The sequence below is a fragment of the Mycobacterium sp. NGS27 genome, assembly GCF_059813005.1.
In genome coordinates, this window is the sequence record NZ_JCALDT010000002.1 from 471,261 (window position 1) to 493,475 (window position 22,215).

Annotated in this window: 25 protein-coding genes; 12 read left to right on the plus strand and 13 right to left on the minus strand. The window is 66.0% G+C overall.

Annotation, left to right across the window (positions count from 1 at the left end; translation table 11 throughout):
- Positions 1 to 46: 46 nt before the first annotated feature.
- Both AC5Y30_RS06850 and AC5Y30_RS06855 read left to right on the plus strand, forming a co-directional pair.
- Positions 47 to 943, plus strand: a complete 897-nt coding sequence (locus AC5Y30_RS06850) for an SCO6745 family protein (RefSeq protein WP_499917329.1) — start codon at positions 47 to 49, stop codon at positions 941 to 943.
- On the plus strand, positions 940 to 1,206 hold the full coding sequence (locus AC5Y30_RS06855) for a YdeI/OmpD-associated family protein (RefSeq protein ID WP_499917330.1): 267 nt from the start codon (positions 940 to 942) through the stop codon (positions 1,204 to 1,206). The genes AC5Y30_RS06850 and AC5Y30_RS06855 overlap by 4 nt, the downstream gene beginning before the upstream one ends.
- A 22-nt stretch (positions 1,207 to 1,228) precedes the next feature.
- Here AC5Y30_RS06855 and AC5Y30_RS06860 read toward each other — a convergent pair whose 3' ends face one another.
- Together AC5Y30_RS06860 and AC5Y30_RS06865 are read right to left on the minus strand one after the other, a co-directional pair.
- The gene (locus tag AC5Y30_RS06860) at positions 1,229 to 1,744 is read right to left on the minus strand and encodes a hypothetical protein (RefSeq protein ID WP_499917331.1); all 516 of its coding nucleotides are present in this window, start codon (positions 1,742 to 1,744) and stop codon (positions 1,229 to 1,231) included.
- A 145-nt stretch (positions 1,745 to 1,889) separates the two neighbouring features.
- A complete protein-coding gene (locus AC5Y30_RS06865; RefSeq protein WP_499917332.1) occupies positions 1,890 to 2,774 on the minus strand; it encodes a cyclopropane mycolic acid synthase family methyltransferase in 885 nt (294 codons plus the stop codon).
- Between the two features lie 275 nt (positions 2,775 to 3,049).
- Between AC5Y30_RS06865 and AC5Y30_RS06870 the strand changes: the two genes are divergently transcribed.
- The 3 genes from AC5Y30_RS06870 (at position 3,050) to phoU (ending at position 5,963) form a co-directional block, all read left to right on the plus strand.
- Positions 3,050 to 3,625: a hemerythrin domain-containing protein gene (locus AC5Y30_RS06870; RefSeq protein ID WP_499917333.1), complete on the plus strand. Its 576-nt coding sequence runs from the start codon at positions 3,050 to 3,052 to the stop codon at positions 3,623 to 3,625.
- A gap of 300 nt (positions 3,626 to 3,925) precedes the next feature.
- Positions 3,926 to 5,257, plus strand: coding sequence for an MFS transporter (locus tag AC5Y30_RS06875; protein WP_499917666.1), 1,332 nt, complete (start codon positions 3,926 to 3,928; stop codon positions 5,255 to 5,257).
- 70 nt (positions 5,258 to 5,327) lie between these two features.
- Positions 5,328 to 5,963 carry a phosphate signaling complex protein PhoU gene (phoU, locus tag AC5Y30_RS06880; RefSeq protein WP_499917334.1) on the plus strand — a complete coding sequence of 212 codons (636 nt, stop codon included), beginning with the start codon at positions 5,328 to 5,330 and terminating at the stop codon, positions 5,961 to 5,963.
- Here phoU and AC5Y30_RS06885 read toward each other — a convergent pair.
- Complete coding sequence (locus AC5Y30_RS06885) at positions 5,960 to 6,730, minus strand: class I SAM-dependent methyltransferase (RefSeq protein WP_499917335.1); 771 nt, start codon at positions 6,728 to 6,730, stop codon at positions 5,960 to 5,962. The two genes, phoU and AC5Y30_RS06885, sit on opposite strands and share 4 nt — an antisense overlap.
- Positions 6,731 to 6,779: 49 nt before the next feature.
- A complete protein-coding gene (locus AC5Y30_RS06890; RefSeq protein ID WP_499917667.1) occupies positions 6,780 to 7,757 on the minus strand; it encodes a methylenetetrahydrofolate reductase in 978 nt (325 codons plus the stop codon).
- 159 nt (positions 7,758 to 7,916) lie between these two features.
- On the opposite strand from AC5Y30_RS06890, the gene AC5Y30_RS06895 reads away from it, so the two are divergent.
- Positions 7,917 to 9,275 (plus strand): WS/DGAT/MGAT family O-acyltransferase, encoded by a 1,359-nt coding sequence (locus tag AC5Y30_RS06895; protein ID WP_499917336.1) that lies wholly within the window; start codon positions 7,917 to 7,919, stop codon positions 9,273 to 9,275.
- Between the two features lie 146 nt (positions 9,276 to 9,421).
- Entirely contained in the window at positions 9,422 to 10,639 is a 1,218-nt protein-coding gene (locus tag AC5Y30_RS06900) for a cytochrome P450 (RefSeq protein WP_499917337.1), read from the plus strand.
- Positions 10,640 to 10,658: 19 nt separating this feature from the next.
- Here AC5Y30_RS06900 and AC5Y30_RS06905 read toward each other — a convergent pair whose 3' ends face one another.
- Both AC5Y30_RS06905 and AC5Y30_RS06910 read right to left on the minus strand, forming a co-directional pair.
- Positions 10,659 to 11,084 (minus strand): ATP-binding protein, encoded by a 426-nt coding sequence (locus tag AC5Y30_RS06905; RefSeq protein WP_499917668.1) that lies wholly within the window; start codon positions 11,082 to 11,084, stop codon positions 10,659 to 10,661.
- A 142-nt stretch (positions 11,085 to 11,226) separates the two neighbouring features.
- On the minus strand, positions 11,227 to 12,162 hold the full coding sequence (locus AC5Y30_RS06910; RefSeq protein ID WP_499917669.1) for a 2-hydroxyacid dehydrogenase: 936 nt from the start codon (positions 12,160 to 12,162) through the stop codon (positions 11,227 to 11,229).
- Positions 12,163 to 12,348: 186 nt separating this feature from the next.
- Between AC5Y30_RS06910 and AC5Y30_RS06915 the strand changes: the two genes are divergently transcribed.
- The gene (locus tag AC5Y30_RS06915) at positions 12,349 to 13,206 is read left to right on the plus strand and encodes an LLM class F420-dependent oxidoreductase (protein WP_499917338.1); all 858 of its coding nucleotides are present in this window, start codon (positions 12,349 to 12,351) and stop codon (positions 13,204 to 13,206) included.
- Positions 13,207 to 13,229: 23 nt separating this feature from the next.
- On the opposite strand, the gene AC5Y30_RS06920 is transcribed toward AC5Y30_RS06915, so the two are convergent.
- Both AC5Y30_RS06920 and AC5Y30_RS06925 read right to left on the minus strand, forming a co-directional pair.
- A complete protein-coding gene (locus AC5Y30_RS06920; RefSeq protein WP_499917339.1) occupies positions 13,230 to 14,807 on the minus strand; it encodes a SulP family inorganic anion transporter in 1,578 nt (525 codons plus the stop codon).
- A 257-nt stretch (positions 14,808 to 15,064) separates the two neighbouring features.
- Positions 15,065 to 15,487 (minus strand): nitroreductase family deazaflavin-dependent oxidoreductase, encoded by a 423-nt coding sequence (locus tag AC5Y30_RS06925; RefSeq protein ID WP_499917340.1) that lies wholly within the window; start codon positions 15,485 to 15,487, stop codon positions 15,065 to 15,067.
- Positions 15,488 to 15,642: 155 nt separating this feature from the next.
- On the opposite strand from AC5Y30_RS06925, the gene AC5Y30_RS06930 reads away from it, so the two are divergent.
- The 3 genes from AC5Y30_RS06930 (at position 15,643) to AC5Y30_RS06940 (ending at position 17,602) form a co-directional block, all read left to right on the plus strand.
- Complete coding sequence (locus AC5Y30_RS06930) at positions 15,643 to 16,542, plus strand: class I SAM-dependent methyltransferase (RefSeq protein WP_499917341.1); 900 nt, start codon at positions 15,643 to 15,645, stop codon at positions 16,540 to 16,542.
- Positions 16,543 to 16,593: 51 nt separating this feature from the next.
- On the plus strand, positions 16,594 to 17,283 hold the full coding sequence (locus AC5Y30_RS06935) for a class I SAM-dependent methyltransferase (RefSeq protein ID WP_499917342.1): 690 nt from the start codon (positions 16,594 to 16,596) through the stop codon (positions 17,281 to 17,283).
- A gap of 151 nt (positions 17,284 to 17,434) precedes the next feature.
- Positions 17,435 to 17,602 carry a hypothetical protein gene (locus AC5Y30_RS06940; protein WP_499917343.1) on the plus strand — a complete coding sequence of 56 codons (168 nt, stop codon included), beginning with the start codon at positions 17,435 to 17,437 and terminating at the stop codon, positions 17,600 to 17,602.
- A 37-nt stretch (positions 17,603 to 17,639) separates the two neighbouring features.
- On the opposite strand, the gene AC5Y30_RS06945 is transcribed toward AC5Y30_RS06940, so the two are convergent.
- From AC5Y30_RS06945 to AC5Y30_RS06955, 3 genes are all read right to left on the minus strand, one after another.
- Positions 17,640 to 18,014 (minus strand): hypothetical protein, encoded by a 375-nt coding sequence (locus AC5Y30_RS06945; protein WP_499917670.1) that lies wholly within the window; start codon positions 18,012 to 18,014, stop codon positions 17,640 to 17,642.
- Positions 18,015 to 18,025: 11 nt separating this feature from the next.
- Positions 18,026 to 18,250 (minus strand): hypothetical protein, encoded by a 225-nt coding sequence (locus AC5Y30_RS06950; protein WP_499917344.1) that lies wholly within the window; start codon positions 18,248 to 18,250, stop codon positions 18,026 to 18,028.
- Between the two features lie 284 nt (positions 18,251 to 18,534).
- The gene (locus AC5Y30_RS06955; protein ID WP_499917345.1) at positions 18,535 to 19,794 is read right to left on the minus strand and encodes a TetR/AcrR family transcriptional regulator; all 1,260 of its coding nucleotides are present in this window, start codon (positions 19,792 to 19,794) and stop codon (positions 18,535 to 18,537) included.
- A 136-nt stretch (positions 19,795 to 19,930) separates the two neighbouring features.
- Between AC5Y30_RS06955 and AC5Y30_RS06960 the strand changes: the two genes are divergently transcribed.
- A complete protein-coding gene (locus AC5Y30_RS06960; RefSeq protein WP_499917346.1) occupies positions 19,931 to 20,539 on the plus strand; it encodes a hypothetical protein in 609 nt (202 codons plus the stop codon).
- Positions 20,540 to 20,642: 103 nt separating this feature from the next.
- Here the strand turns inward: AC5Y30_RS06960 and AC5Y30_RS06965 are convergent, their stop codons facing one another.
- Both AC5Y30_RS06965 and AC5Y30_RS06970 read right to left on the minus strand, forming a co-directional pair.
- The gene (locus tag AC5Y30_RS06965) at positions 20,643 to 21,599 is read right to left on the minus strand and encodes a dipeptidase (RefSeq protein ID WP_499917347.1); all 957 of its coding nucleotides are present in this window, start codon (positions 21,597 to 21,599) and stop codon (positions 20,643 to 20,645) included.
- Between the two features lie 17 nt (positions 21,600 to 21,616).
- Positions 21,617 to 22,180 (minus strand): arsinothricin resistance N-acetyltransferase ArsN1 family B, encoded by a 564-nt coding sequence (locus AC5Y30_RS06970; RefSeq protein ID WP_499917348.1) that lies wholly within the window; start codon positions 22,178 to 22,180, stop codon positions 21,617 to 21,619.
- Positions 22,181 to 22,215: the final 35 nt, after the last annotated feature.

Below are 22,215 nucleotides of genomic sequence, written 5' to 3' on the forward strand. Positions count from 1 at the left end.
CACGTCCGTGCTTGGTCGCGGCCGGCCCCAGTGGTTAACTGCCAGCATGCGACGACAACCCGTGCTGGCCCGACGTTTTTTCGATCGCTACGAACCGGTGCACGCGGTGACGTACTTCGCACCAGAAGCGCGGGCCGCATTGGACGCACTGGGTTACCGGGGCTTCTGGATGGGCTATTTCGCCGCGCGGTCGGCGCCGTTGGGCGTGGTGCCCAGGGAGGTGGTCGCCGCGGTCTTCTACAACTTCGCGCCCCAACGGGTGGCCAAGGCGCTGCCGGCGGCATGGGAGATCGCGGGTCCGCAGGCCGCGTTGGAGGCTCGGCAAGAGTCCGCGGTGGCGGCGCTACGCCGTTATGGCCTGGGCTCGGACGACGAAAACGTCCGCGTTGCAGCCGAACTCGCGGGCCGGGCGGCCCGCAGCGCGCCCCTCGATGCGCGGCCGCTGTTCGCCGCGAATGTGGCGCTGCCCTGGCCGGACGATCCGCTGTCCGCCCTCTGGCACGCCACCACGCTGCTGCGCGAACAGCGTGGCGACGCGCACGTGGCGGTGCTGGCCGCGGCCGGCGTCTCCGGCCGAGAATCCAACGTCTTACATGCCGCGGCGGGCAACGTCGCTCGCGACTACATCGCCCGCACCCGTGACTACGACGAGACGTCCTGGCGCGAACATGAACACGCGCTCGCCGAGCGGGGGCTGCTCAACGACGACGGAACGCTGACCGCGGCGGGACAGCAATTGAAGGACCACATCGAGTTGACGACCGACACGCTGGCCCTGTCCGCACTCGATGCCCTCAGCGACGACGAGGTGGAGACACTGTTCGGGGCGCTCACCCCCATCACCCGCGCCGTGGTGGCGGGCGGCGACGTTCCGGCTCTCACCCCAATGACGTTGCGCCGCGATGAATTACACGATGGCGCCGCGCATCTGGTGGACCGATGAGCGGCCAGCGCGTGCCCGGCGGTGTCGTGCACAAATTGCCTGCGGATCTGCGCGAGTCGCTGATCGGCAACGCCGCCGCGCTCGCCGCCTGGAAGGACATCACGCCGCTGGCCCGAAACGAGTTCATCTGTTGGGTCGAGGATGCCAAGCAGCAGGCGACCCGGGAGCGCCGCATCCGCCGGACCCAGGAGGAGTTGGAGGAGGGCAAGCGCCGACCCTGCTGCTGGCCGGGCTGCAAACACCGCGAGCGCACCGGAAAGTGAATGCGCACCGGCGAGTTTCGGCTCAGGCCGCGCCGGTTGGAACCGCCTGGCCGTCAGCGAAATCCATCGGCGGCGCCTCGCCATGCCCCGATCCCCGGTAGGCCACCGCCGTAGCCAGCGCCGTTCCATCCTCGATAGTGCCCACCACAACGACCTTGTCATTGACCGCGAAATGTGGTGCGGCGGTGATGGGTTGACGCGCGCCGCGGGTGACAACCGTGGTGTCCGGGGTGAAGCGATAGGTCTGGATATGCCCGTCGGCGCCGCGCATGGTCACCGAGTCCGCCGACACGGCCATCACGGTGCCTTCCTGACTTATCGGCTGCGAGGCGGCCGGCGGTTCGAGATCGGCAGCGACGGCGCGCTTCTCGGACTGCGGTCCGTTGAGTACCAGCGCCATTACGCATGCGGCACCCAGCAGCGACGCGGAGACGATTTCGCATACCGAGGCTGCGCCGGACAGCCCGCGCCGGCGACCACGATGGGTCGGCGTCGGCGTATGCTCCGGCGAATCCGGCATGCGGTGTTTGGCGCTCACGGTCAGTCCTCCCAGCGGCGTTACACCGAGGAACACCGGCGCGCACCGAATCAGGTTGTTGCCGTGGAATTACCCGCAGAATTGGACCGGTAAACCGCACCCCGGCCAACCGGGAAGCCCGATCGGCCGGCCGGGGCAGTTGCCGTCAGCCCTTGGTCAGGGTGAACTGTGCGACGTCGGTATAGCCCTCACGGAACAGGTCGGCGCAACCCGTCAGGTATTTCATGTACCGGTCGTAGACCTCTTCGGACTGGATCGCGATGGCCTCGTCCCGGTGCGCCTCGAGCGCGGCCGACCAGGTGTCCAGGGTGCGGGCGTAGTGCAGGCGGAGCGGCTGGATCAGCTTCACACCGAAGCCCGCGCGCTCCGCGTGCTCCACCACGCCCTTGGCCTGTGGCAGGTCTCCGCCCGGGAAGATCTCGTCCATGATGAACTTCATGAAGCGCAGCTTGGTCATCGTGATGGGCAGCCCGCGCTCGGCGAACTCCTCGTCGCTGGGCTTGATGATGGTGTGCAGCATCATGACGCCGTCGGCCGGCAGCGCCTCATACGCCATTTTGAAGAAGTCGGGGTAGCGGTCGCGTCCGAAGTGCTCGAAGGCGCCGATCGACACGATCCGGTCGACCTGTTCGTCGAACTGCTCCCAGCCCTGCAGCAGCACCCGCTTGGACCGCTGCGAGGGATGGCTGTCAAGACGGCGCTGCACGTGCGCCTGTTGATTGCGGCTGAGCGTGAGGCCGACGACGTTGACGTCGTAGTTCTCGAGGCCGCGGACGATCGTGGTGCCCCACCCGCATCCGATGTCGAGCAAGGTCATGCCCGGTTGCAGCCCAAGCTTGCCCAGGGAGAGATCGACCTTGGCGTACTGCGCCTCTTCCAGCGTCATATCGTCGCGCTCGAAAAAGGCGCAGCTATAGGTGCGCGTCGGGTCTAGGAACAGCGCGAAGAACTCGTCGGACAGGTCGTAGTGCGCTTGTACGTCCTCGAAATGCGGTTCCAAGCTGACGGCATCGCCGGGTTTTTCGGACAAGGCACAACCTCTGACTGATTCTTCTTGATTCGGGTGCGATCGAAGCTGATCGCCTGACTGACGCACCAGTGTATCCGCCCGGACGTCAGCGCCCTCCCGGCGAGTTCCTGTTCAGGGCCACAGCGCCGATGGAGGGGGCGCCGGTGCCGGCGCACTCGAGCGAGTGGTCACGCAGAGGGCGCACGCGGTTGACGGATCCCGCGCCGAGTTGTTACCTCAGCTGGTGAACCGGGTAAGCCCGGCTGACCGGCGTTCCGAGAGGCGGGATTCTGAAGATGGCAGACATCACCATGCTGATCCTTGCCGACCACGAGTGGTTTCGGGAACAGTTCGCGCGACTGGACGATCTGCAGGCCCGCCGCCCCGACGACCCGGCCGCCCTCAACCGGGTGTGGCGCCCGCTCGCCGACAAGCTGGACGTGCACGCCTACATCGAAGAAAAGATCTTCTACCCGCAGCTGCTCAAACGCGGGGGTGACGACGCCGAAGGCGAGACCCTCGACGCGATCGGCGATCACAACGACATCCGCGACGGCGTGCGCGACGCCAACGCCGCCGCACTCGGCAGCCAGGAGTGGTGGGCAGCCGTCGGGCGGACCCGGGTGGCCAACGACGATCACATGGGCGAGGAGGAGCGAGAGGGGCTGTCGGATTTTCGGCGCAACGCGCCCATCGGGCTTCGCGAAGCCCTCGGACGTCAATACAGCGAGTTCATGGCCGAGCACCCCACCACCGAGGGCCTGTTGATCACCGATCGTGACCCGCAGCGCTACGTCGAACAGTTCGAGGAGCCGACGCCGGCCAAACCCACCGATTTCTCGCTGCGCATCGGGAGCCTCAAAGGGCAATGACCTGGCCCGGCTCGAGCTGACGTGACGCGAATAACCAACCCCGGCTCGGGCTGCGAGGCGATGCCGTCGACGACGGCGCCACCGAGGCGCACCTAGCTGGCTTTTCCTGCCGCAATCACATCCGCCCACGGCCTCGCCGCAACATCGCGGCGAGCTGCGGATGGCCCCTCAGCACGCCCGAACACCCGACCCCGCTGGTTCCTCCCGGGAACGTTTCGGGTAAGCCATCATCCGATGGGTACTGCACGCCGCCGCCGGAGGAAATGGGCACGTAAAGACATCAGGGTCGCCGATCCGGCTATGCGCCAAACCATCATGGGCACCGCGATCGGCAACTTCATGGAGTGGTACGACTTCGGCGTCTACGGCTATATCGCCACCACGATCGCCCAGGTGTTTTACCCCGGCAAGAGCGTCAGCGGCGTTCACCTCATCGCGACCTTCGGCACGCTGGCGGCGGCGTTCGTCGTGCGCCCGCTCGGCGGATTCATTTTCGGGCCGCTGGGCGATCGGATCGGACGGCACCGAGTGCTGGTCGTCACCATCCTCATGATGACGGTGAGCACCACCATGACCGGCCTGCTGCCCACCTACGGCACCATCGGCATCTGGGCGCCGATCCTGCTCGTCGTCGCACGAATCTTCCAGGGCCTGTCGACCGGCGGCGAATACGTCGGCGCGATGACCTATCTCGTCGAGCAGGCCCCGGACCACAAACGCGGCAAGATGGTCGGCTTCTTGCCGATGGGCAACCTGGTCGGATTCGTCCTTGCCGGGTTGCTGGTGACCGGTTTGCAGACCTGGCTGCCGGACGACGCCATGCTGACGTACGGCTGGCGGATTCCTTTGCTGCTGGGCTTTCCCTTCGGCCTGGTCGCCCTGTACTTGCGGCTTCGGCTCAAGGAGTCCTCCGCCTACCAGAGCGCGAACGACGCCGCGCCCCCCTCCGGCGGCCAAGGCGGGCAGCAGATTCTGCGCACGGTGGCGGCCCAGTGGCGCCCGATGCTGATCTGCGCGGCGCTGGTGCTGACCTCCCAGGTCGCCGACTTCATGCTCACCGGGTACCTGCCGACCTACCTCCGGCTCTTCGTCCGGGTCGGGCACACCGCGGGACTGGTCATGATCGTGTCGACGCTGGCGATCCTGATGGTCACCGTGGTGCTCGTCGCCGGCTTGTCCGACCGCATCGGCGTCAAACCCATCATGTGGACCGGCTGCGGGCTGCTGATCGGGGCCTCCGTCCCGGCGTTCCTGCTCATCCGCTTCGGCGGCTGGTACCCGGTGATCTTCATCGGCGTGCTGTTGATCGGCCTGATGGAACTGTGCTTCGACAGCACCGGACCGGCCATGCTGCCGGCGTTGTTTCCCACCAACGTGCGCTACGGGGCGCTGGCGATTTCGTACAACATCTCGATTTCGCTGGTCGGCGGTATCACCCCGCTGATCGCCCAGGCGCTGGTATCCGCCACCGGCAACGTGATGGTGCCGGCTTACATGCTGATCTTCGCTGGCGTGGTGGGAGCCATCACGCTGCTGTTCACCCCGGAAGTCGCCCGCAAGCCGTTGCCGGGCTCCGGGCCTGCCGTCGAAACCGAGCGGGAGGCTCGCGCGCTCGCCGAGGGCGTCGGCTAGCGGGCCATCCGGCGGAACTTCCGCTGTTCGACGCTGGATTCATCTGGCGGAAGCGGGCTATCCCTGGAAGGTGAGGACCGGTTTCCACCAGCAGCTGGACACGCTGACCGACCAGCTCGCCGACATGTGCTCGATTGCCGCCGAGGCGATCAAGCGGGCGAGCGAGGCGCTGCTGAAAGCCGATTTGACGACGGCCGAAAGCGTCATCGCCGGCCACCGGGACATCGTCGCTCTCGACGCTCATGTGGAGGACACCGCGTTCGTGTTGTTGGCGTTGCAGGCGCCGGTCGCCACCGACCTGCGCGCGGTCGTCAGCGCCATCCGGATCGCCGCGGACGCGCGACGGATGGTCGAGCTGGCCGTCCACATCGCCGAGATCGCCCGCCGCCGCCATCCCCATCCGGCCGTTTCCGTCGAGGTGCGGCCATACATCGCCGCCATGGGCGAGGCGGCCGAGGCATTGGCCCTCGGGGCGCGGCAGGTGCTGATGTCGCAAGATCCGCGCGGGGCCGCCCAGATTCGTCACGACGACGACGCGATGGACGAGCTGCACCAGCAACTGCTGGCGGTGCTGATGGATCCGGCCTGGGCGCAAGGAGTCGCCGCCGCCGTGGACGCCACGCTGTTGGGCCGCTTCTACGAACGCTTCGCCGACCACGCGGTCGAGATCGCGCGGCGGGTGATCTTCCAGGCGACGGGGCGCTAGCCGGGGCCCTGCGCCGCGTGGCTCAGCACCAACAACTCACCCGTGAGGGTTCCCTCCTCGAGCAGCCGCCCGATCCTGGAACTCTGACGTTCGGCCAGCTGCCAGGCTTCCGTGTGTCCGTGCCGGTCCCCGAGGACGCCCTCCACGGTGGCCACGCGCTCGTTCCACGTGTCGTCGATCGGCGGCAGGGCCGACGTGCCGAGCCACTGCTCGACCTGGAGTGAGGCCGCGGAAAGTAGCTCACGCATTCGGTTTGGCGTCGGAAAATGATTGCCTTCCAACGTGTTTGACGGCAACTCACGGTGCGCGACGAAAACCAGCAAGCCGATGCGCCCGCCCGGCCGTACGACGCGGCGCAACTCCGTGAGCAACGCGAATTGATCAGGCGTCGTGCACAACACGCCCAGCGACCAGGCGGCGTCGACACTCGCGTCCCTGATCGGCAGGGCCGATCCCAATGCGCACACCACCGGGAAGCCGAACAGTTCCCGCGCCGCGCGGCAAGCGCCCGTTTCGGGTTCGACGAGCACGGGCCGCACCGCGCCGGATCGGGCGGCGTACGCGGCAGGGCCCCCGACACCCGCGCCGGAATCCAGCAGCGTGGCGCCGGGCGTCAACTCCATCCGCTCGATGAGCCAGTCGAGCGCAGCCGGACTTCCGCTTCCCCGGCAGCCGGCAGGGAGGTGGTAGTCCGGCCCCAGCTCCGCCGCGACCTGCGCGGTCCATTCGGCGACGGTGTCGAACTCGGCCTTCATCGCGTCGGTCATCGGCGCCGCTCCTCCCCCTCGTTGCGGCCCCCTGCATCGTCGGCACGGGTCATGGCGCCTCCGCCCGGATCCGACGACCGACCTCTGCCTTGATCTCCGCGCCGACGCGGGGGCCCGACGCCGACGCCAGCCCCGAGACGTTGACACCCTCGATGCCCTCGATCGACAACAGCTCCCGCGCCTCGCTCACCGCCGCCGCGATCCCGGCGGCCACCGGATCCCGCGCACTCAAAACCCGTTGCGTCACAGCGGGATCGAGCTCGAGTCCGGGCAAACCCTCCAGCACCGCCGCCGAGATGCTGTCGGTGAACACCGCGACCGCCGCGATCACCGGGATGGTCAGGCCGACCGATCGCGCCGTCGTCATGAAGTCGGCGACCATGTCGGGAAACGGCACATGGTTCAGCACCGCCAGGCTCGCTCCGGCTCGCTGCTTCTCGACCAGGCGGGCCGGTCGGCGGTGCACGGGTGGAGCGGTGGGCGTCTCGGGTACCGCTGCGGCCATGCCGACCGAGGCGGCCAGCGACACCAGGCGCGGCCCGTCGAGGTCGAAGGTCTGCGTGACGTCTGGGCGCACGTCGTATCCGCGCCCGTCACCCGTCACGCACAGCACCGTGTCGACATCGATGCTGCGTAATCCCCTCAACTCCTGCTCGAGGACCACCCGGTTGCGGTCGCGGCAGGACAGCGTGATCCACGGCGTCACGCCGGCGTCGAGCAGCAACGACGCCATGAGCGTCGGTGGAAAATCGGGCTTGTTCTGATGCTCGCCGACCAGGACGGCGTCGCACCCGGGCGCGAGGATGGCTGCGGTCGCGGCGATGTCGTCGGGATCGAAGGGGGTGGCACTGAAGTCGGTGAGCACCCGCGGAGCACTGGCGAGACGACGGTTGGGGCGATGACCCGACCACGGCACCACGTCGTCGAACGCACACGGGCCAGCGCGCATCTCGCACTGTCCGTCCGGGCGCACGCCGCCGCACGGCCCGAACTCCATCCGCTTGGGACACTCCGACTCCGCCGGCATCGTCACCCCCTTGAGCGTCAATACCCACACCAATGCGCACGCAAGCGCTCTGACCCGTCGCGGTCCGAACGCCGATGGTGGATTAGCAAGTGGTTCCCGCGGCTAATACGAAAGGGGCGCGCGCTGGGCGCGCGGCACAGCGAGGGAATGGGAACGGCTATGGAACCGATATCACCGATGGACGCGTTGTTCCTCATCGGCGAGTCACGCGAACATCCGATGCACGTCGGCTCGTTGCAGCTCTTCGAACCCCCGGAGGACGCCGGCCCCCATTTCGTGCGCGAGGCGTACCAGGCGATGCTCGAGTGCACCGAAATCCAGCCGTCCTTCCGCAAACATCCCGCCTTCTTCGGCGGCATCACGAATGTCGCGTGGTCCTTGGACAAGGACGTCGAGCTCGACTACCACCTGCGCCGGTCCGCTCTGCCCGAACCCGGACGGGTCCGCGACTTGCTCGAGCTGGCGTCCCGGCTGCACGGCAGCCTGCTCGACCGGCACCGTCCGATGTGGGAGGCACATCTCGTCGAAGGTCTGCAGGACGGGCGCTATGCGGTCTACACGAAGTACCACCACTCCCTCATGGATGGCGTCTCGGCGCTACGCCTGATGCAGCGCGCCTTCACGTCGGATCCCCAGGACGACGAGGTGCGCGTGCCGTGGAGCCTCGGTCCGCGCAAACGCAGCGGGCACCGGCACCAGTCGTCGCTGTTTGACCGGGTCGGCCGCACCGCGGGGTCGGCGCTCGCCATGGCGCCCTCCACGCTCAAGCTCGCGCGCGCGGCGCTGCTCGAACAACAATTGACCCTGCCGTTTCGGGCGCCGCGCTCGATGTTCAACGTGCGGATCGGCGGCGCCCGGCGGGTTGCGGCCCAGTCCTACTCGCTGGAGCGCATCAAGGCGGTCAAGTCGGCTACCGGTGCGACGATCAACGACGTGGTGCTCGCGATGTCCGCCGGGGCCCTGCGCGCCTACCTCATCGATCAGAACGCCCTGCCGGACGCGCCCCTGACCGCCATGGTCCCCGTCAATCTGCGCAAGGACGACGACGATCGCGGCGGCAACAACGTCGGAACCTTCCTGTGCAATCTCGCGACCCACCTCGACGACCCGGCCAAGCGGCTCGAGACGATCAGCGCGTCCATCCGCGAGACCAAAGAGGTGTTCTGGCAGCTACCTCCGGTCCAGCAGCTGGCGCTGTCCGCCTTCAACATCGGGGGGCTGTTCTTCGGGCTGATCCCCGGCTACCTGTCGGCGGGATCGCCGCCGTTCAACATCGTCATCTCGAACGTATCGACCGGTAACCGCGACCAATTGTACTGGCGCGGAGCGCGATTGGACGGAAACTATCCTCTGTCGATCCCATTGGACGGCCAAGCGGTCAACATCACCGTCACCAACAACGCGGACAACCTCGACTTCGGTCTGGTCGGTTGCCGGCGCAGCGTCCCGCACCTGCAGCGGATGCTCGGCCACCTCGAGGCGGCGCTGAAGGACTTGGAACTCAGCGCGGGCATCTGAGATGCGTTGCATCGCTTGCCGTCCCAGCAGTCCGTGAAACCCGCCGGCGCCCCGTTGCTGCATCAGGTTGAAACCTGTTGTGGGGAATACCACCGTTCCTACTGTAAGGTCCACGGTAACCGACCGCATGCGGGAAGGGTGGACCCGTGCCAAGCACTACCGATACGCGCAACCAGTCACGGCCGGACATTGATCTGACCGACGGCGCCTTCTATGCGGGCGACTCCCGGCCCGTCTATCGGTGGATGCGCGAGAATGAACCGGTCTTTCGGGACCGCAACGGGCTGGCGGCCGCGGCGACCTACCAGGCGGTGATCGACGCCGAGCGTGCGCCCGAGATGTTCTCCAACGCCGGCGGTATCCGGCCGGACCAGGACGCGCCGCCGATGATGATCGCGATGGACGACCCGGCGCATCTGCTGCGGCGCAAGCTGGTCAACTCGGGCTTTACCCGCAAACGCGTCAAGGACAGGGAGCACTCGATCGCCGAGCTGTGCGATGCGCTGATCGACAACGTCTGCGAGCGGGGCGAATGCGACTTTGTCTGGGACCTCGCCGCTCCGCTTCCCATGGCGGTGATCGGCGACATGCTCGGGGTACTTCCGGAGGAACGCCAGATGTTTCTTCGCTGGTCCGACGACATGGTCACCCTGCTCAGCAGCACGACCGCGCAAGAGGATTTTCAGGTCTCGGTGGACGCATTCGCCGCTTACACCGAGTACATGACGGGCATGATCGCGGCGCGCAAGGCGGAGCCGACCGATGACTTGGTCAGTGTGCTGGTACACGCGCAGGTGGATGGCGAGAAGCTGGCCGACCACGAGATCGTCACCGAGGTGCTGTTGCTGTTGATCGGCGGCGACGAGACCACCAGGCACACGCTTTCCGGCGGTACCGCGCAGATTCTACGGCACCCGCAACAGCACCAGCGGCTGGTCGACGACGTGGCGCTGCTACCCAACGCGATCGAGGAGATGCTGCGGTGGACCGCCCCGGTCAAGAACATGGCCCGCACCATGACCACCGACCTGGACTTTCACGGCGCGCAGCTCAAGCGGGGCGAGAAGATCATTCTGCTCTTCGAATCGGCGAACTTCGACGAGGCGGTGTTCGGCGATCCGCAGGACTTCCGCATCGACCGCTATCCCAACAACCACTTGGCGTTCGGGTTCGGCACCCACTTCTGTCTGGGCAATCAGCTGGCGCGCCTGGAGCTGTCGATCATGCTCGAGCGGCTGCTGAAGCGTCTTCCCGATATGCGGCTGGCTTCCGATGAGCCGCTGCCGCTGCGCCCGGCGAACTTCGTCAGCGGTCTGGAGAAGATGCCGGTCAAGTTCACGCCGACGGCAGCCTCACGCGCCTGATCTCGGCTGGACCGAGGATTCAACGGGTTTGGTGAGCGGCAAGGTCCGCATCGGTCGCGTAATCCAAATAGACGCTGGTCCCGTTGGGGCGCGCATGGATGGTGCAGTGATCGGCGAGGTTGTGCATCAACATGATGCCGCGCGATGCCCGGGGGTCGTTGGGGTGCCTGGACGAGGGTTTGCGCCAGCTGCCGCGGTCACTGACGCAGACCCGAATCGACTCGGCGTCGGCGTCGTAGCTGGCCTGCAGTTTCATTGCGCCCACCTGATGATGCGAGCGATACGCGTGCTCAACACAATTCGCCAGCGCCTCGTTCACGCCCAGAACGATGTCCTCGCGGATCTTTTCCGGCGCGTGCACCTCTTGCTGCAGCCACCGTTGCAGCGCACGACGCCACTCCGCCGCCGTATCGGGGCGGGCTGGGCCGGCGAGCGTCAGCCGCACCGGCGTGGCAGTCTCCGGCTCTAGTGGACTCATGAAAAGTCACATACCCACAAGCGGTTGGGCCAATAACCTTCTGCGAGTATCGCTTCGGCCACAGCTGAATCGCCATCCAGAATCACCAGGTCATCGCGACGAACCGCGTTTATCGCGGGTTCGAGCGGCGCCGCGATAGGACAGGTGTGACCAATTCGCCAGTTTGGAGGTAGCTGTCGAGGTTTCGGATCGCCAGCAGCGCCATGGCCCGCCGGGTCCGCGCGGTGGCGCTGCCAATATGCGGCAGCAGGACCACGTTGTCCAGGTCGAACAACTCCGCCGGCACCCGCGGCTCCTCGGCGAAGACGTCCAGCCCCGCACCCCCCAGTTGGCCGGCGGTCAGCAGTTCCACCAGCGCGTCCTCATCGACGACGCTGCCCCGCGCGATGTTGATCAGGTAACCGTCGGGGCCCAACGCGTGCAGCACGGCCCGGTCGACCAGCCTGTGCGTGTCGCGGTCACCCGTCGTGGCGACGACCAGCACGTCGACCGATTCGGCCAGTGCCACGGGCGACTCGGCATAGCGAAATGGCGATCCCTCGATGCGGTGGCGGTTGTGATAGGCAATGGCGCAGTCGAATCCGAGGAGCCTGTCCGCGATCGCCGAACCGATCCGGCCCAGGCCCAAGATGCCGACCTGCAGGCCGCTGACATCTCTGGCATAGGGAAATGGGCCTTCCCGGACCCATCGGCCGGCGCGCACGTAGCGATCGGCGGCACTGAAACGGCGCAGCGTCATCAAGATGAGGCCCACCGCCGTGTCGGCGACTGTGTCCGACAACACGTCCGGAGTGTTACTCACGCCGATGCCGCGGCGCTTCGCCGCACCCAGATCGATCAGATCCACCCCGGCGCCATTGTTGACGATCACCTCCAGGTTGGGCAGCGCCGCGATGGTGGCGGCATCGACGCCGGGTGATCCCGATGTCACCAGCACGCGCACATCGGCGCCATGCTCAACCAAGAACTCGGTTCGCGCGGTTCCGTCGGGAAGCTTCGCAATCTCGTAGCGCGCGGCCAATTCGCGTTCGAACGTCGGCTCCATTTCACCGACCCGTAGCACCCCGCTGACCTGTTCTGCCGTCACGTTTACATCATGCTTGACGCCGCATCCCGCCTCTGTCGCGCAGGGCAATATCCCGCCGGCCATCGACACCGGTCGAATTCTTGCTGGTGCACTGCGTCTTTCGGGCGCGGGAAGTGCACCCGAGGCGACGTGGTTGGATAGCGAATGCGCATCGGAGTCGTCTTCCCACAAACCGAGCTCGGCTCGGACCCCGCCGTCCTTCGCGCGTACGCCAAGCGCGTCGAGGAGCTCGGGTTTACCCACATCCTCGCCTATGACCACGTCGTCGGCGCCGACCCGACGGTCCATCACGGCTTCCAGGGCCCCTACGACATCGACTCGACGTTTCATGAGCCGTTCGTCATGTTCGGCTACCTGGCCGCGGTCACGTCACTGGAACTGGTCACCGGGGTCATCATCTTGCCGCAGCGCCAATCGGTGTTGGTGGCCAAGCAGGCCGCCGAGGTCGATGTGCTCTCCGGGGGCCGCTTTCGGCTCGGAATCGGATTGGGCTGGAACGCCGTCGAATACGAGGCGCTCGGCGAGTCGTTCATTAACCGCGGGAGACGCTCCGAGGAACAGGTCGAGGTCATGCGCAGGCTCTGGACCGAACGGTCGGTCACCTTCACCGGCAGGTACCACACCGTGACCGCGGCCGGCCTGGCCCCGCTGCCCACCCAGCGGCCGATACCCGTGTGGTTCGGTGCGGCCTCCGATCGCGCGTACGAACGTGCCGGCCGGCTCGGCGACGGCTGGTTTCCCATGGTGGAGCCCGGTCCCAAACTCGATCAGGCACTCGAACAGGTGAACCGCGCGGCCGAGTCGGCGGGCCGTGACCCGAAGAGCCTCGGAATGGAAGGCCGGGTCAGCTGGACCGAGGACCGCGACAAGCTCGCCGCCACCATCGGCGCATGGAAAGCCGCCGGCGCCAGCCACCTGTCGGTGAACACCATGAAGGCCGGCTTCGCGAGCGTCGACGAGCACCTCGCCGCCTTGGAGCAGGTCGCCGCCGACCTGAAGTAGCGGCGCCGACGCGGTCGTCGGCTTTACTTGCTCCCTGACGCCGACAACTCCTCGACCAGGCTCAGGTGCACGTTGCGGCGGTTCGCCTTCGACCTGCCTGCGGTCTCACGGTCACTCGCGTCGACCGTGTCACGAACGTGGACCTGCCCGCCGGTAGCGCAGTGCCGTCGTTGCCAGTCGCTGATCGCCTGGTGCGCCGCGTGATCGAGATAGTTCGTGAGCAGGTGGATGGTGACCGACGTGCGTTCGGGAACGGACGCCAGCACGCCGGTCAGGCGTGGCAATGCCAGAAAGGTGCACGCACCTTCCACGACGACGTGCCATCCGTCACCAACGGGCTTGGCCTCGATCCTGGCCCGCACCACCCGCCATCCGGTCACGGCGACGGCCAGGGCGAGTCCGATCATGACGCCCTGCAGCAGGTTGAGGAAGACGACAGCGAGCACGGTTACCAGATAGACGACGAGATCTCCGTTGCGCAAAGCGGTTTCGATATGCGCGGGCTTCAGCAGTTCGATGCCGATCACGATGAGCAGGCCGGCAAGTGCCGCCGTGGGGATCTCTTCGACGAGTCCCGCGAACGGCACCGCGAAGAGCAGTATCCAAATTCCGTGCAATATGGCCGAGGCGCGTGTTTTCGCGCCGGCATTCACGTTGGCCGCGCTGCGCACGATGACACCCGCGATGGGAAGCCCACCGATCGCACCCGACGCGATGTTCGCCGCGCCCTGCCCAATCAGCTCGCGGTTCAAGTCCGTTCGGGCGCCGGTGTGCATCCGGTCGATCGACACCGCGGTCAGCAGGCTCTGCACGCTCGTAATCAGGGTGACAGTGATCACCGCGACGGTGACGGCTGCCCAGTTCCCGTGTGGCAACGACGGCAGGCGCAACGCCTCGATCACCGAGCCATTCAGGACTATCCGGGATACGTTGAACGGAAAGACCACCGAAATAGCGGTGACCACGACGATCGCGACGAGTGGCCCGGGTATCTTGGCCACCCGGGCCGGAACCCAGCGCCAGGCGATCAGAATGGCGATCACCAAGAGACCCAACACAAGGCCTGGCCGGTGAGCACCGACGATTTGTGCGGGCAGGCCGATGACATTGCTCCAGGCCGAACTCTTCGAAGCGCCACCCAGCAACACGTGCACTTGCTGCAGGACGATCGTGATTCCGATGCCGGCCAGCATGGCGTGCACCACTACCGGCGAGATTGCCAGGGCCGCCCGCGCAATCCGGCTGAACCCCAGCAGGACTTGGAGAATCCCCGCCACCACGGTGATGAAACATGTTATCGCCCAGCCGAACTGAGAGATCACGTCGGCAACGACGACGGTCAATCCCGCGGCCGGGCCGCTCACCTGCAGTGGTGAGCCGCCGATCCATCCGGCAACCACTCCCCCGACGATCGCCGCGATCAGACCGGCGAGAACCGGTGCGTCCGAAGCAATCGCGATGCCGAGCGACAACGGGAGTGCCACCAGAAAGACGACCAATGAGGCCGGCAGGTCGTACGGGAGCGTCTCGCGTAACCGGTCGATTCGGGATTGGCCTGCGTCCTGCGCGCCCCGACGAACTGGCTGTTCTACCTGTTGCACCGGCCCTCCCCTGAATTGGTCACTAGCGGTGGGCGTTTCGATATCCACCCGGTCACGGCAGGTAGGAAACGCGTAAAGCCTTGCAGCGCAGGCGGTTAGAACTAACAAGAACGTCATTGTTCGGCGGATGTGCCTGGACTATGCGTTCGAAGGTAGGTGGGGCGAGCACGAAGGGTCAACCGGACAAGCCGAGCGCATATCGAATGCAAATCTTTCGGCGCCGATCGCAGACACCAAGACCATTAGACGGAAAGCGGTTACTCCAGAACGAAAACGGGGATCTGACGTGCCGTCTTTTCCTGGTATTCGGCATAGGGCGGAAAAGCCTCAACGGCCCGCTGCCACCACTCCTCGCGCTCGGCACCGTCGAGCTCGCGAGCCGTCAACGTGACAACCTTGTCGCCATCCTGCAACGTCACCGCCGGATTCGCCTTCAAATTGAAGTACCAAACCGGATGTTCCGGAGCGCCGCCGTGGGAGGCGACAATCACGTAACGACCATCCTTCTCGACGCGCATCAACGGTACGTAGCGCTGCTTGCCCGACTTCGCTCCGGTGATGGTCAACAGAACGATAGGTCGGTCGAATACCTCGACTCCATCGGTCGTGCCTTGACTCAAGATCTGTTTGGTCTGGTCGCGCACCCAGCCCCTCGGGCTCATTTCGATTTCGTCAGCCATACCTACAGCGAACACCCGGCCAGCGCCACTGCATTCCTCGGGTGTCGCCTGCACCGCGTCGCCGCGCGCCCAGCTGACCCCCTGCGTGCAGGAGTACAGTGGAGTCGTTTAGACAGGCTAGCTAATTTAGCGCAGGCTGTAGAGAGGAGACGGGCGTGACCCGCACCGAGAACGACACCTGGGATTTGGCGTCCAGCGTCGGAGCCACCGCGACGGCGGTTGCCGCACAGCGGGCGATCGCGTCCCAGGGCCCAGACGCGTTGTTGAACGACCCCTGGGCGGATCCGCTCGTCCGGGCGGTGGGCGCAGACGCCTTCATCAAGCTTCTCGGCAACCGGCTCGACCGTAGCGATGACCCGCTGCTGAACCGCCGGGCCGTGCGGGAGCAGATCACGGTGCGCACCCGATTCTTCGACGACTTTTTCGTGCAAGCGACCGAATCGGGTATCCAGCAAGCGGTCATTCTGGCGTCCGGCTTGGATACCAGGGCTTACCGCCTACCCTGGCCGACGGGGACGGTCGTATACGAGATCGACCAGCCCGAGGTGATCGAATTCAAGACGCGAACTCTGGCCGAGCTGGGCGCCACACCGAGTGCCGAGCGCCGCACCGTGGCGATCGACCTGCGCGACGACTGGCCCTCGGCGCTCGTGGCAGCGGGGTTTGACGCTCAAAAGCCGACTGCGTGGAGCGCCGAGGGGCTACTCGTTTACCTGCCGCCCGAGGGGCAAGACCGTTTGTTCGACAACATCGCCGCGGCTTCGGCGCCGGGCAGCCGGATTGCCACCGAACACATGGATCTGCGCGACATCCCCTCGGACTGGGCGAAGAAGTTGACCGAGCGGTCTCAGCGCATCGGTTCCAACATCAATCTGGCGGAGTTGTTCTACACCGGTGAGCGCAACAGCGCGGCCGAATACCTGGCCGCGCGTGGTTGGCGGATCGATATACGGACAACCCAGCAGGCGTTTGCCGCACACGGCTTCGCAGTGCCGAACGACGAACTGGCTTCCTTCGGCGACGCATCGGGGTACCTGACGGCCACGCTCCAGTAGCGCATATCAGCCTCATTGACACATATCAGCTAACTTGATATAAAGGGGGCTATGACGCAACCGACCCAAGAGATGTTCGAATCCGCCTATCGGGGTGAGGCTCCCGAGATGGGCGAGGGAAACCGGCCACCGTGGAGCATCGGTGAGCCGCAGCCCGAGATCGCCGCCCTGATCGAGGACGGCAAGTTCCACGGCGACGTGCTCGACGCCGGTTGTGGCGAGGCGGCGGTGTCGCTGTACCTCGCCGAGCGCGGCTTCACCACGGTAGGCCTGGACCAGTCGCCCACCGCCATCGCGTTGGCAACCGAGAAAGCCGCCCGGCGGGGCCTGACCAGCGCCACCTTCGATGTCGCCGACATCAGCGCCTTCACCGGCTACGACGGCCGCTTCGGAACCATCGTCGACAGCACGCTTTTCCACTCGATGCCCGTCGAACTGCGCGAAGGCTACCAGCAGTCCATCGTGCGGGCCGCCGCACCGGGAGCCTCGTACTTCGTGCTCGTCTTCGACCGCGCCGCGATGCCGGCCGAAGGCCCCGTCAACGCTGTCACCGAAACCGAGCTGCGCGATGTCGTCTCGAAGTACTGGGTGATCGATGAGATCCGGCCGGCGCGCATCCACGCCAACGTGCCTGAGAGCTTCCTGGCCGGCTTTGAGGCCTTCGCCGGCGCCGACATTCGTGACGAGGACAACGGTCGCAAGTCCGTGGGCGCCTGGCTGCTCTCCGCGCACCTCGGCTGACGAACGTGGCGAACGGCGCCGCGGTGGTCAGCCAGAAGCGATTGCCGCAGCGCCGTGAGCAGCGCAATCAGCATCGACCGATCGGGCCGGGTTTCGGCACCCGTCATTCGGGAGATTCTGATGGCACTGCAGCCGTTCAGAGGAGATCTCGGTGGATCAGCAAGTGAACTTCGACCCGCCCGCTGCGCCCGAGGACGCCCGCAAGGCGACCGAGGAACAGCGCAAGTTACAAGAGCAACTCGAGCACCAGGATGAGGATCCCGACGGGCCGGCATTGCACCAGTCTCGGCACGACCTGCCCGACGAGAGCACACGATAGCTCCGCCCAGCGGCTCTCGGCCAGCGAATGTCGCCTCTTAGCAGCGCATTTCGTCCTGCCGTGACGCCGCGTTGCCCGGTGATTGCGGCCGACGCGCAGATGCAGCCGGCCGCCGGTGGTCGCGGGCGACTGCCGCCGCAGCCTCCCATGTCAGCATCATCCCGCCCAGGGCCGCCGTCGGGATTGCCCATAACCGCCGGACCATCAGCGCGCTCTCGCATCGATCGACATAGTTGTGCGCCGTGCCGGCCGCGTTCGAGGCCTGGGTCAATTCGGTTGTAAAACCGTTGCCGCACTTGATTTGCCAGCCGAACTGATCAAAGGCGTCGATGAACACCGGGAAGTACAGGGCGAAGGTTCCGCCGGCCAATAACAGCACGGCGCCGAAGACGATCAGCGGCACTCGGTTAATCACGCGGCCCCCTAAGTCATGCACACGTTGGCGAAAAGCAGCACGGGCCACGACACGATCGAGCCGAGGAAGGACACCACCAAATCGGCGCCGTGCATGTCGTGCAGGTGCTGGGTATGGGTGCTCGACCAGATCACGCCAACGATCAGGTACGGCGTCCCCAGCAGTATCGCCAGTCCCAGCAGTTCAGCGATGGTCAATTGATACTCCAGAAGTGTGCGAATCCTGTTGAGCATGGGCATGCCTTTCGCGCGGGCGCCTGCCGAGCTTGACGGCGGCCCACCGAAGCAATGCGGACTCCGGCACACCCGGCACGCGGACTAGATCCGACTATGTTAATGCTGATTCGGGCGATTCGATAGTCCGGTGCGCCCGTCGCCGTCGGTTAGGCGCGGCCAATGAGAGCGGGAGATACGCTGCCGGAAGCGGGCGTTCAGCTCGCCCGGACGCACGGCCGCGATGGACGTCCCCACAGCAAGTGGGGATGGGTTCCGCGGCAAAGGGCATCCGCGACGACCGGTCAGCGACGTTGTCGGCTGCCGGGTGGCGCAGGGGGAGAGGAGGCGGGTCGCCCCAACACCGTCACCTCCATCAGGCGACGCACCGTGAGGCTGGCGGCAGCACTGGTGTCGGAGAAGACCAGGCGCCCGACGTCCACCGCAAGCGCGAACGCGGCGTGGACGGCATATCGGGCCCGGCCCAGGGTGAGTTCCGGGCTGGCCGCGACGGCGAGGCTGGCCCAGGATTCGACGGTGGAGCGCTGAATGTTGTAGAGCAGCACCGCGTCGGTGTCGGGCAGGTTGTGGCGCTCGGTGTAGTACACGCACGCCAGTTCCGGGTTGGCGAACGACCGGTTGACGTAAGCCTCGATGAGTTGCGTGAGCGCCTGTTCCGGGTCGGCGTCGGTGGCCAACATGCTGGAGAGGTCACCCGAGAGTTGGTCGGCGGCGCGCCGGTAGTAAACCGCCAAAATGGCGGCCTTCCCCGGAAAGTATTGATAGATAGTGGCAACCGGTATGCCGACCGCTGCGGCGATGTCCTCCATCCCGGTTTCGCGATAGCCTCGCTCGCTGAACAGGCGCATCGATTCGTGCAACAGGAGCTCATAACATCCGGCGGCGCTGGTCAGTGTCACGGGGCGCGGCTGGTCGGATCCGCGACCACGCTGGCTCGGCAGCTCGGTCCGCAACACGGCGGTCGCGATATCGGTCAGCGCCGCGCGAATTTCGGCATTGCCCAACCGAGAACGATGGTCGGTGATGCTGCCAATGACACTCAGTGTGGCCGCCGACAGTATCCAGCGCTGCCGCGACGTCAATTTCGGCCGCAACCTGATCAGCGGACGTTGCAGGCGCCGGTTGATCAATTTGATCTGTTCGGCCAGAGCGCGCTGATCGTCGCCGCGCAGGTAGCGGCCCTCCCACCGATACAGCCCACCCGCGGTGCGGTTGACGATCGTTGTGTCGATCAGCGCACCGGTGAGTGCGCTGAGTTGCTCCTCGGGATTTCCGTCGGCGGGTAAAGCATCCGCGAATGCCGTGGCGTCGACCAGTTGCTGTCCCAGCGCCAGGAAGACCTCGCGAAACAGGTCATATTTGCCCTGCGAGTGGCGGTACAGCGCGGCAGCCGAGATTCCCACTCGCGCCGCGATGTTCTCCATGCTGACCGCGTGATAGCCCAACTCGCTGAATGCATCGGTAGCGGCGCGCGCGATCTGGATCTTGCGGTCCTTCGGGCGCCGCTTTACCTGATCCGCGGAGGAGCGGCTGGCCGACGGCATACAGATCACCGTAGCGGCCAGGGAGGCCGTTCGGGCGATCGTTAGACGACGGAATCGCGGAGCCGGCAGCTGCGCATCCATGCCATATGCCACCGGAGAACGCCCCGTCCGATACCGTGTTCCATTGGGAATGCGGATGGAGCTGACGAGGTTACGACGGGCTGCGACTGGCCTGGCGTGCGCCGGGCCGGTATTCGCCGCTGCGCTGATGCTCGCCGGCGGGGCCACCGCCGATCCGGGGCAGCCTCCGCCGCCGTTGCCGGTGTTCAGGCCGGCGCCAAGCGATTGGTCACCGAACGTCTCCATCTGGCCGTACAACACATTCGCCGCACGGGTGACACCAGAGATGATCGGGGGAATGTCGGACTCCTGCCAATGGTTCAAGTCGCAATTCGACCCGCTGATGGGCCAGGTCAACGACTTCAACCGGTACCTCGGTGATCAGCATGACGACTACTCGGCCGGCAGCGTGCAGGGGAACGCTCACACCGTGGTCGCCAATATCGATCAATCGACGGCCTTTCTGGCTCCTCGAGTAAAGCCTTTGATCATCACCAACGAGCCCGACAACCTCGGGCCGTATTCGCCGGTATACGGCGGCGAACCGATGACCCACTTGGCATTTCAACTATCGCGGATCAGCGACAGCATCAAGAGGAAGGACCCGTCAGGAGTCACGCACGCGAACATCGTCGCGGCCACCGGCTGGGGCAGCTCGCTTCGCGACTCGGGCGCATGCGACTGACGAACCATCGCCGAAACGCTTCCGCACAGTCGCCAACCCGGGACGGGTTGGCGACTCGCTTCCCCGAGGTGCCTTCAGACCGCCGCAGCTTGAGCGGCGATGATCAAGAGCGCCAGGCGATTCGGGCCACCCGATGGAAGTTCTCGCCCAATACCGCGCTGATATCGCCGGCCCTCCACCCCCTGCGCCGGAGGTGTTCACCGAGCGTCAGGAAGATCTCTGGCGGCATCCACTGGATCGGGCCCCAACGGGTGTAGCTGTCGTCGAACAGATGTGGATTGCGCTGCAGCTCATCGATGAAGTCGGCTGTGTCGAAGGAGAAGTCGGTGCTGACACCGACGTGCTCGATGCCGATCAGGTCGACGGCGTATTCCAGATGCCGAGTCATCGCGTCCAGTGTGGGCGTGTTGGGTCCCAAGAAGATGCCGACCCCGGTGATACCGACGACGCCGCCGGTTTGCGCGCACGCTCGTGCCTGATCATCGGTGATGTTGCGCGGGTGGTCCCAGACTGCGCGCATGCACGAATGGCTGTAAATGACTGGGCCAGAGGATACCTCGCACATATCCAGACCGGTGCGAGCGCTGCAATGTGAGCCGTCCGGGACGACGCCGACGGCGTTGAGCTCGGCAACGACCGCCCGGCCCCATGCGGTCAGGCCCGCATCGGTGTGGTCGAGGCAACCGCTGCCGGCGCGGTTCGCGTTGTTATAGGTCGGCAACAGGGTGCGAACACCGAGGTCGGCCAACCTTCGCACATTCGCGAGGTCGTCATTCAACGGCCGTGAGTCCTCCAGGTCGAACACCACCGCTATGCGTCCCCCTCGCGCCGCCGCATCCACCTCGTCGATGGTGTCAGCCACGGCGAAGTCCGCGCGGGCGTCGATCGCGGCGCGGTAGTGCCGCAGGAGCGCCACGGCATCGTCGAAACTGTGGGGTGAATACCCCGCGTTGACGGAAAGCACTGCGCCGGTGGCGCCTTGATACCGAGTCAGCGGATCGATGTCGGCGTCGGTCTTGAGCGGTAGACAGGTGTGCTGGTCCCAGAGCAGCGTGGTCATCGATGCGATCTCTCCCGCTATCGGCTGTATGCGGCGAGGGCGGTGGCGAGGGCCTGATCGGGCAGCCGGGACCAGGGCAGCGGCTCGGGCGGATCCGGAGGCGGATCGACCAGCCGGCGATGCCACCAGCCGACGTCCCACCATGTTTCATGCTTGAAGCCCACGCCGGAAAAGACGCCCACCGGCGTGAAGCCGAGCGCTTCGTGTAGTCCTACGCTGGCGGGATTGGGTAGTGCGATACCCGCATAGGCGTTGATATAGCCCTGTGCGACAAGCACATTCAACAGCACAGCGTAGAGCCGGCGGCCGTGTCCTTGGCGGTGAATCGATTCGTCCAGGTACAGCGACACATCGACAGACCAGCGGTAGGCCGCACGTGCGCGATGCGGGCTCGCGTAGGCAAAACCCTTGACGTCGTCACCATCGGCGACGACCAGCCAGGGCAGAAGCGCAAGCGTTGCGGTGATCCTCGACCGCATCTCTTCGGCATCAGGGGGCGCCGTCTCGAAGGAAATCGCCGTGTCGCGCACATAGGGCAGATAGAGTGCCGCCACCGCATCGGCATCCTGCGGCGTCGCCATTCGAGCCCTCATGACCACACAACGCTAGTCGGGCG

Excerpts from the sequence above, each read along its gene's own strand:
- AC5Y30_RS06870 (WP_499917333.1), top strand. The coding sequence starts at position 3,050 with ATGGCAGACATCACCATGCTGATCCTTGCCGACCACGAGTGGTTTCGG.
- AC5Y30_RS06855 (WP_499917330.1), top strand. The coding sequence starts at position 940 with ATGAGCGGCCAGCGCGTGCCCGGCGGTGTCGTGCACAAATTGCCTGCG.
- AC5Y30_RS06850 (WP_499917329.1), top strand. The coding sequence starts at position 47 with ATGCGACGACAACCCGTGCTGGCCCGACGTTTTTTCGATCGCTACGAA.
- AC5Y30_RS06935 (WP_499917342.1), top strand. The coding sequence starts at position 16,594 with ATGACGCAACCGACCCAAGAGATGTTCGAATCCGCCTATCGGGGTGAG.
- AC5Y30_RS06875 (WP_499917666.1), top strand. The coding sequence starts at position 3,926 with ATGCGCCAAACCATCATGGGCACCGCGATCGGCAACTTCATGGAGTGG.
- AC5Y30_RS06950 (WP_499917344.1), bottom strand. The coding sequence starts at position 18,250 with ATGCTCAACAGGATTCGCACACTTCTGGAGTATCAATTGACCATCGCT.
- AC5Y30_RS06890 (WP_499917667.1), bottom strand. The coding sequence starts at position 7,757 with ATGCCGGCGGAGTCGGAGTGTCCCAAGCGGATGGAGTTCGGGCCGTGC.
- AC5Y30_RS06895 (WP_499917336.1), top strand. The coding sequence starts at position 7,917 with ATGGAACCGATATCACCGATGGACGCGTTGTTCCTCATCGGCGAGTCA.
- AC5Y30_RS06915 (WP_499917338.1), top strand. The coding sequence starts at position 12,349 with ATGCGCATCGGAGTCGTCTTCCCACAAACCGAGCTCGGCTCGGACCCC.
- AC5Y30_RS06960 (WP_499917346.1), top strand. The coding sequence starts at position 19,931 with ATGGAGCTGACGAGGTTACGACGGGCTGCGACTGGCCTGGCGTGCGCC.
- AC5Y30_RS06925 (WP_499917340.1), bottom strand. The coding sequence starts at position 15,487 with ATGGCTGACGAAATCGAAATGAGCCCGAGGGGCTGGGTGCGCGACCAG.
- AC5Y30_RS06910 (WP_499917669.1), bottom strand. The coding sequence starts at position 12,162 with ATGGAGCCGACGTTCGAACGCGAATTGGCCGCGCGCTACGAGATTGCG.
- AC5Y30_RS06970 (WP_499917348.1), bottom strand. The coding sequence starts at position 22,180 with ATGGCGACGCCGCAGGATGCCGATGCGGTGGCGGCACTCTATCTGCCC.
- AC5Y30_RS06965 (WP_499917347.1), bottom strand. The coding sequence starts at position 21,599 with ATGACCACGCTGCTCTGGGACCAGCACACCTGTCTACCGCTCAAGACC.
- AC5Y30_RS06955 (WP_499917345.1), bottom strand. The coding sequence starts at position 19,794 with ATGCCGTCGGCCAGCCGCTCCTCCGCGGATCAGGTAAAGCGGCGCCCG.
- AC5Y30_RS06885 (WP_499917335.1), bottom strand. The coding sequence starts at position 6,730 with ATGACCGACGCGATGAAGGCCGAGTTCGACACCGTCGCCGAATGGACC.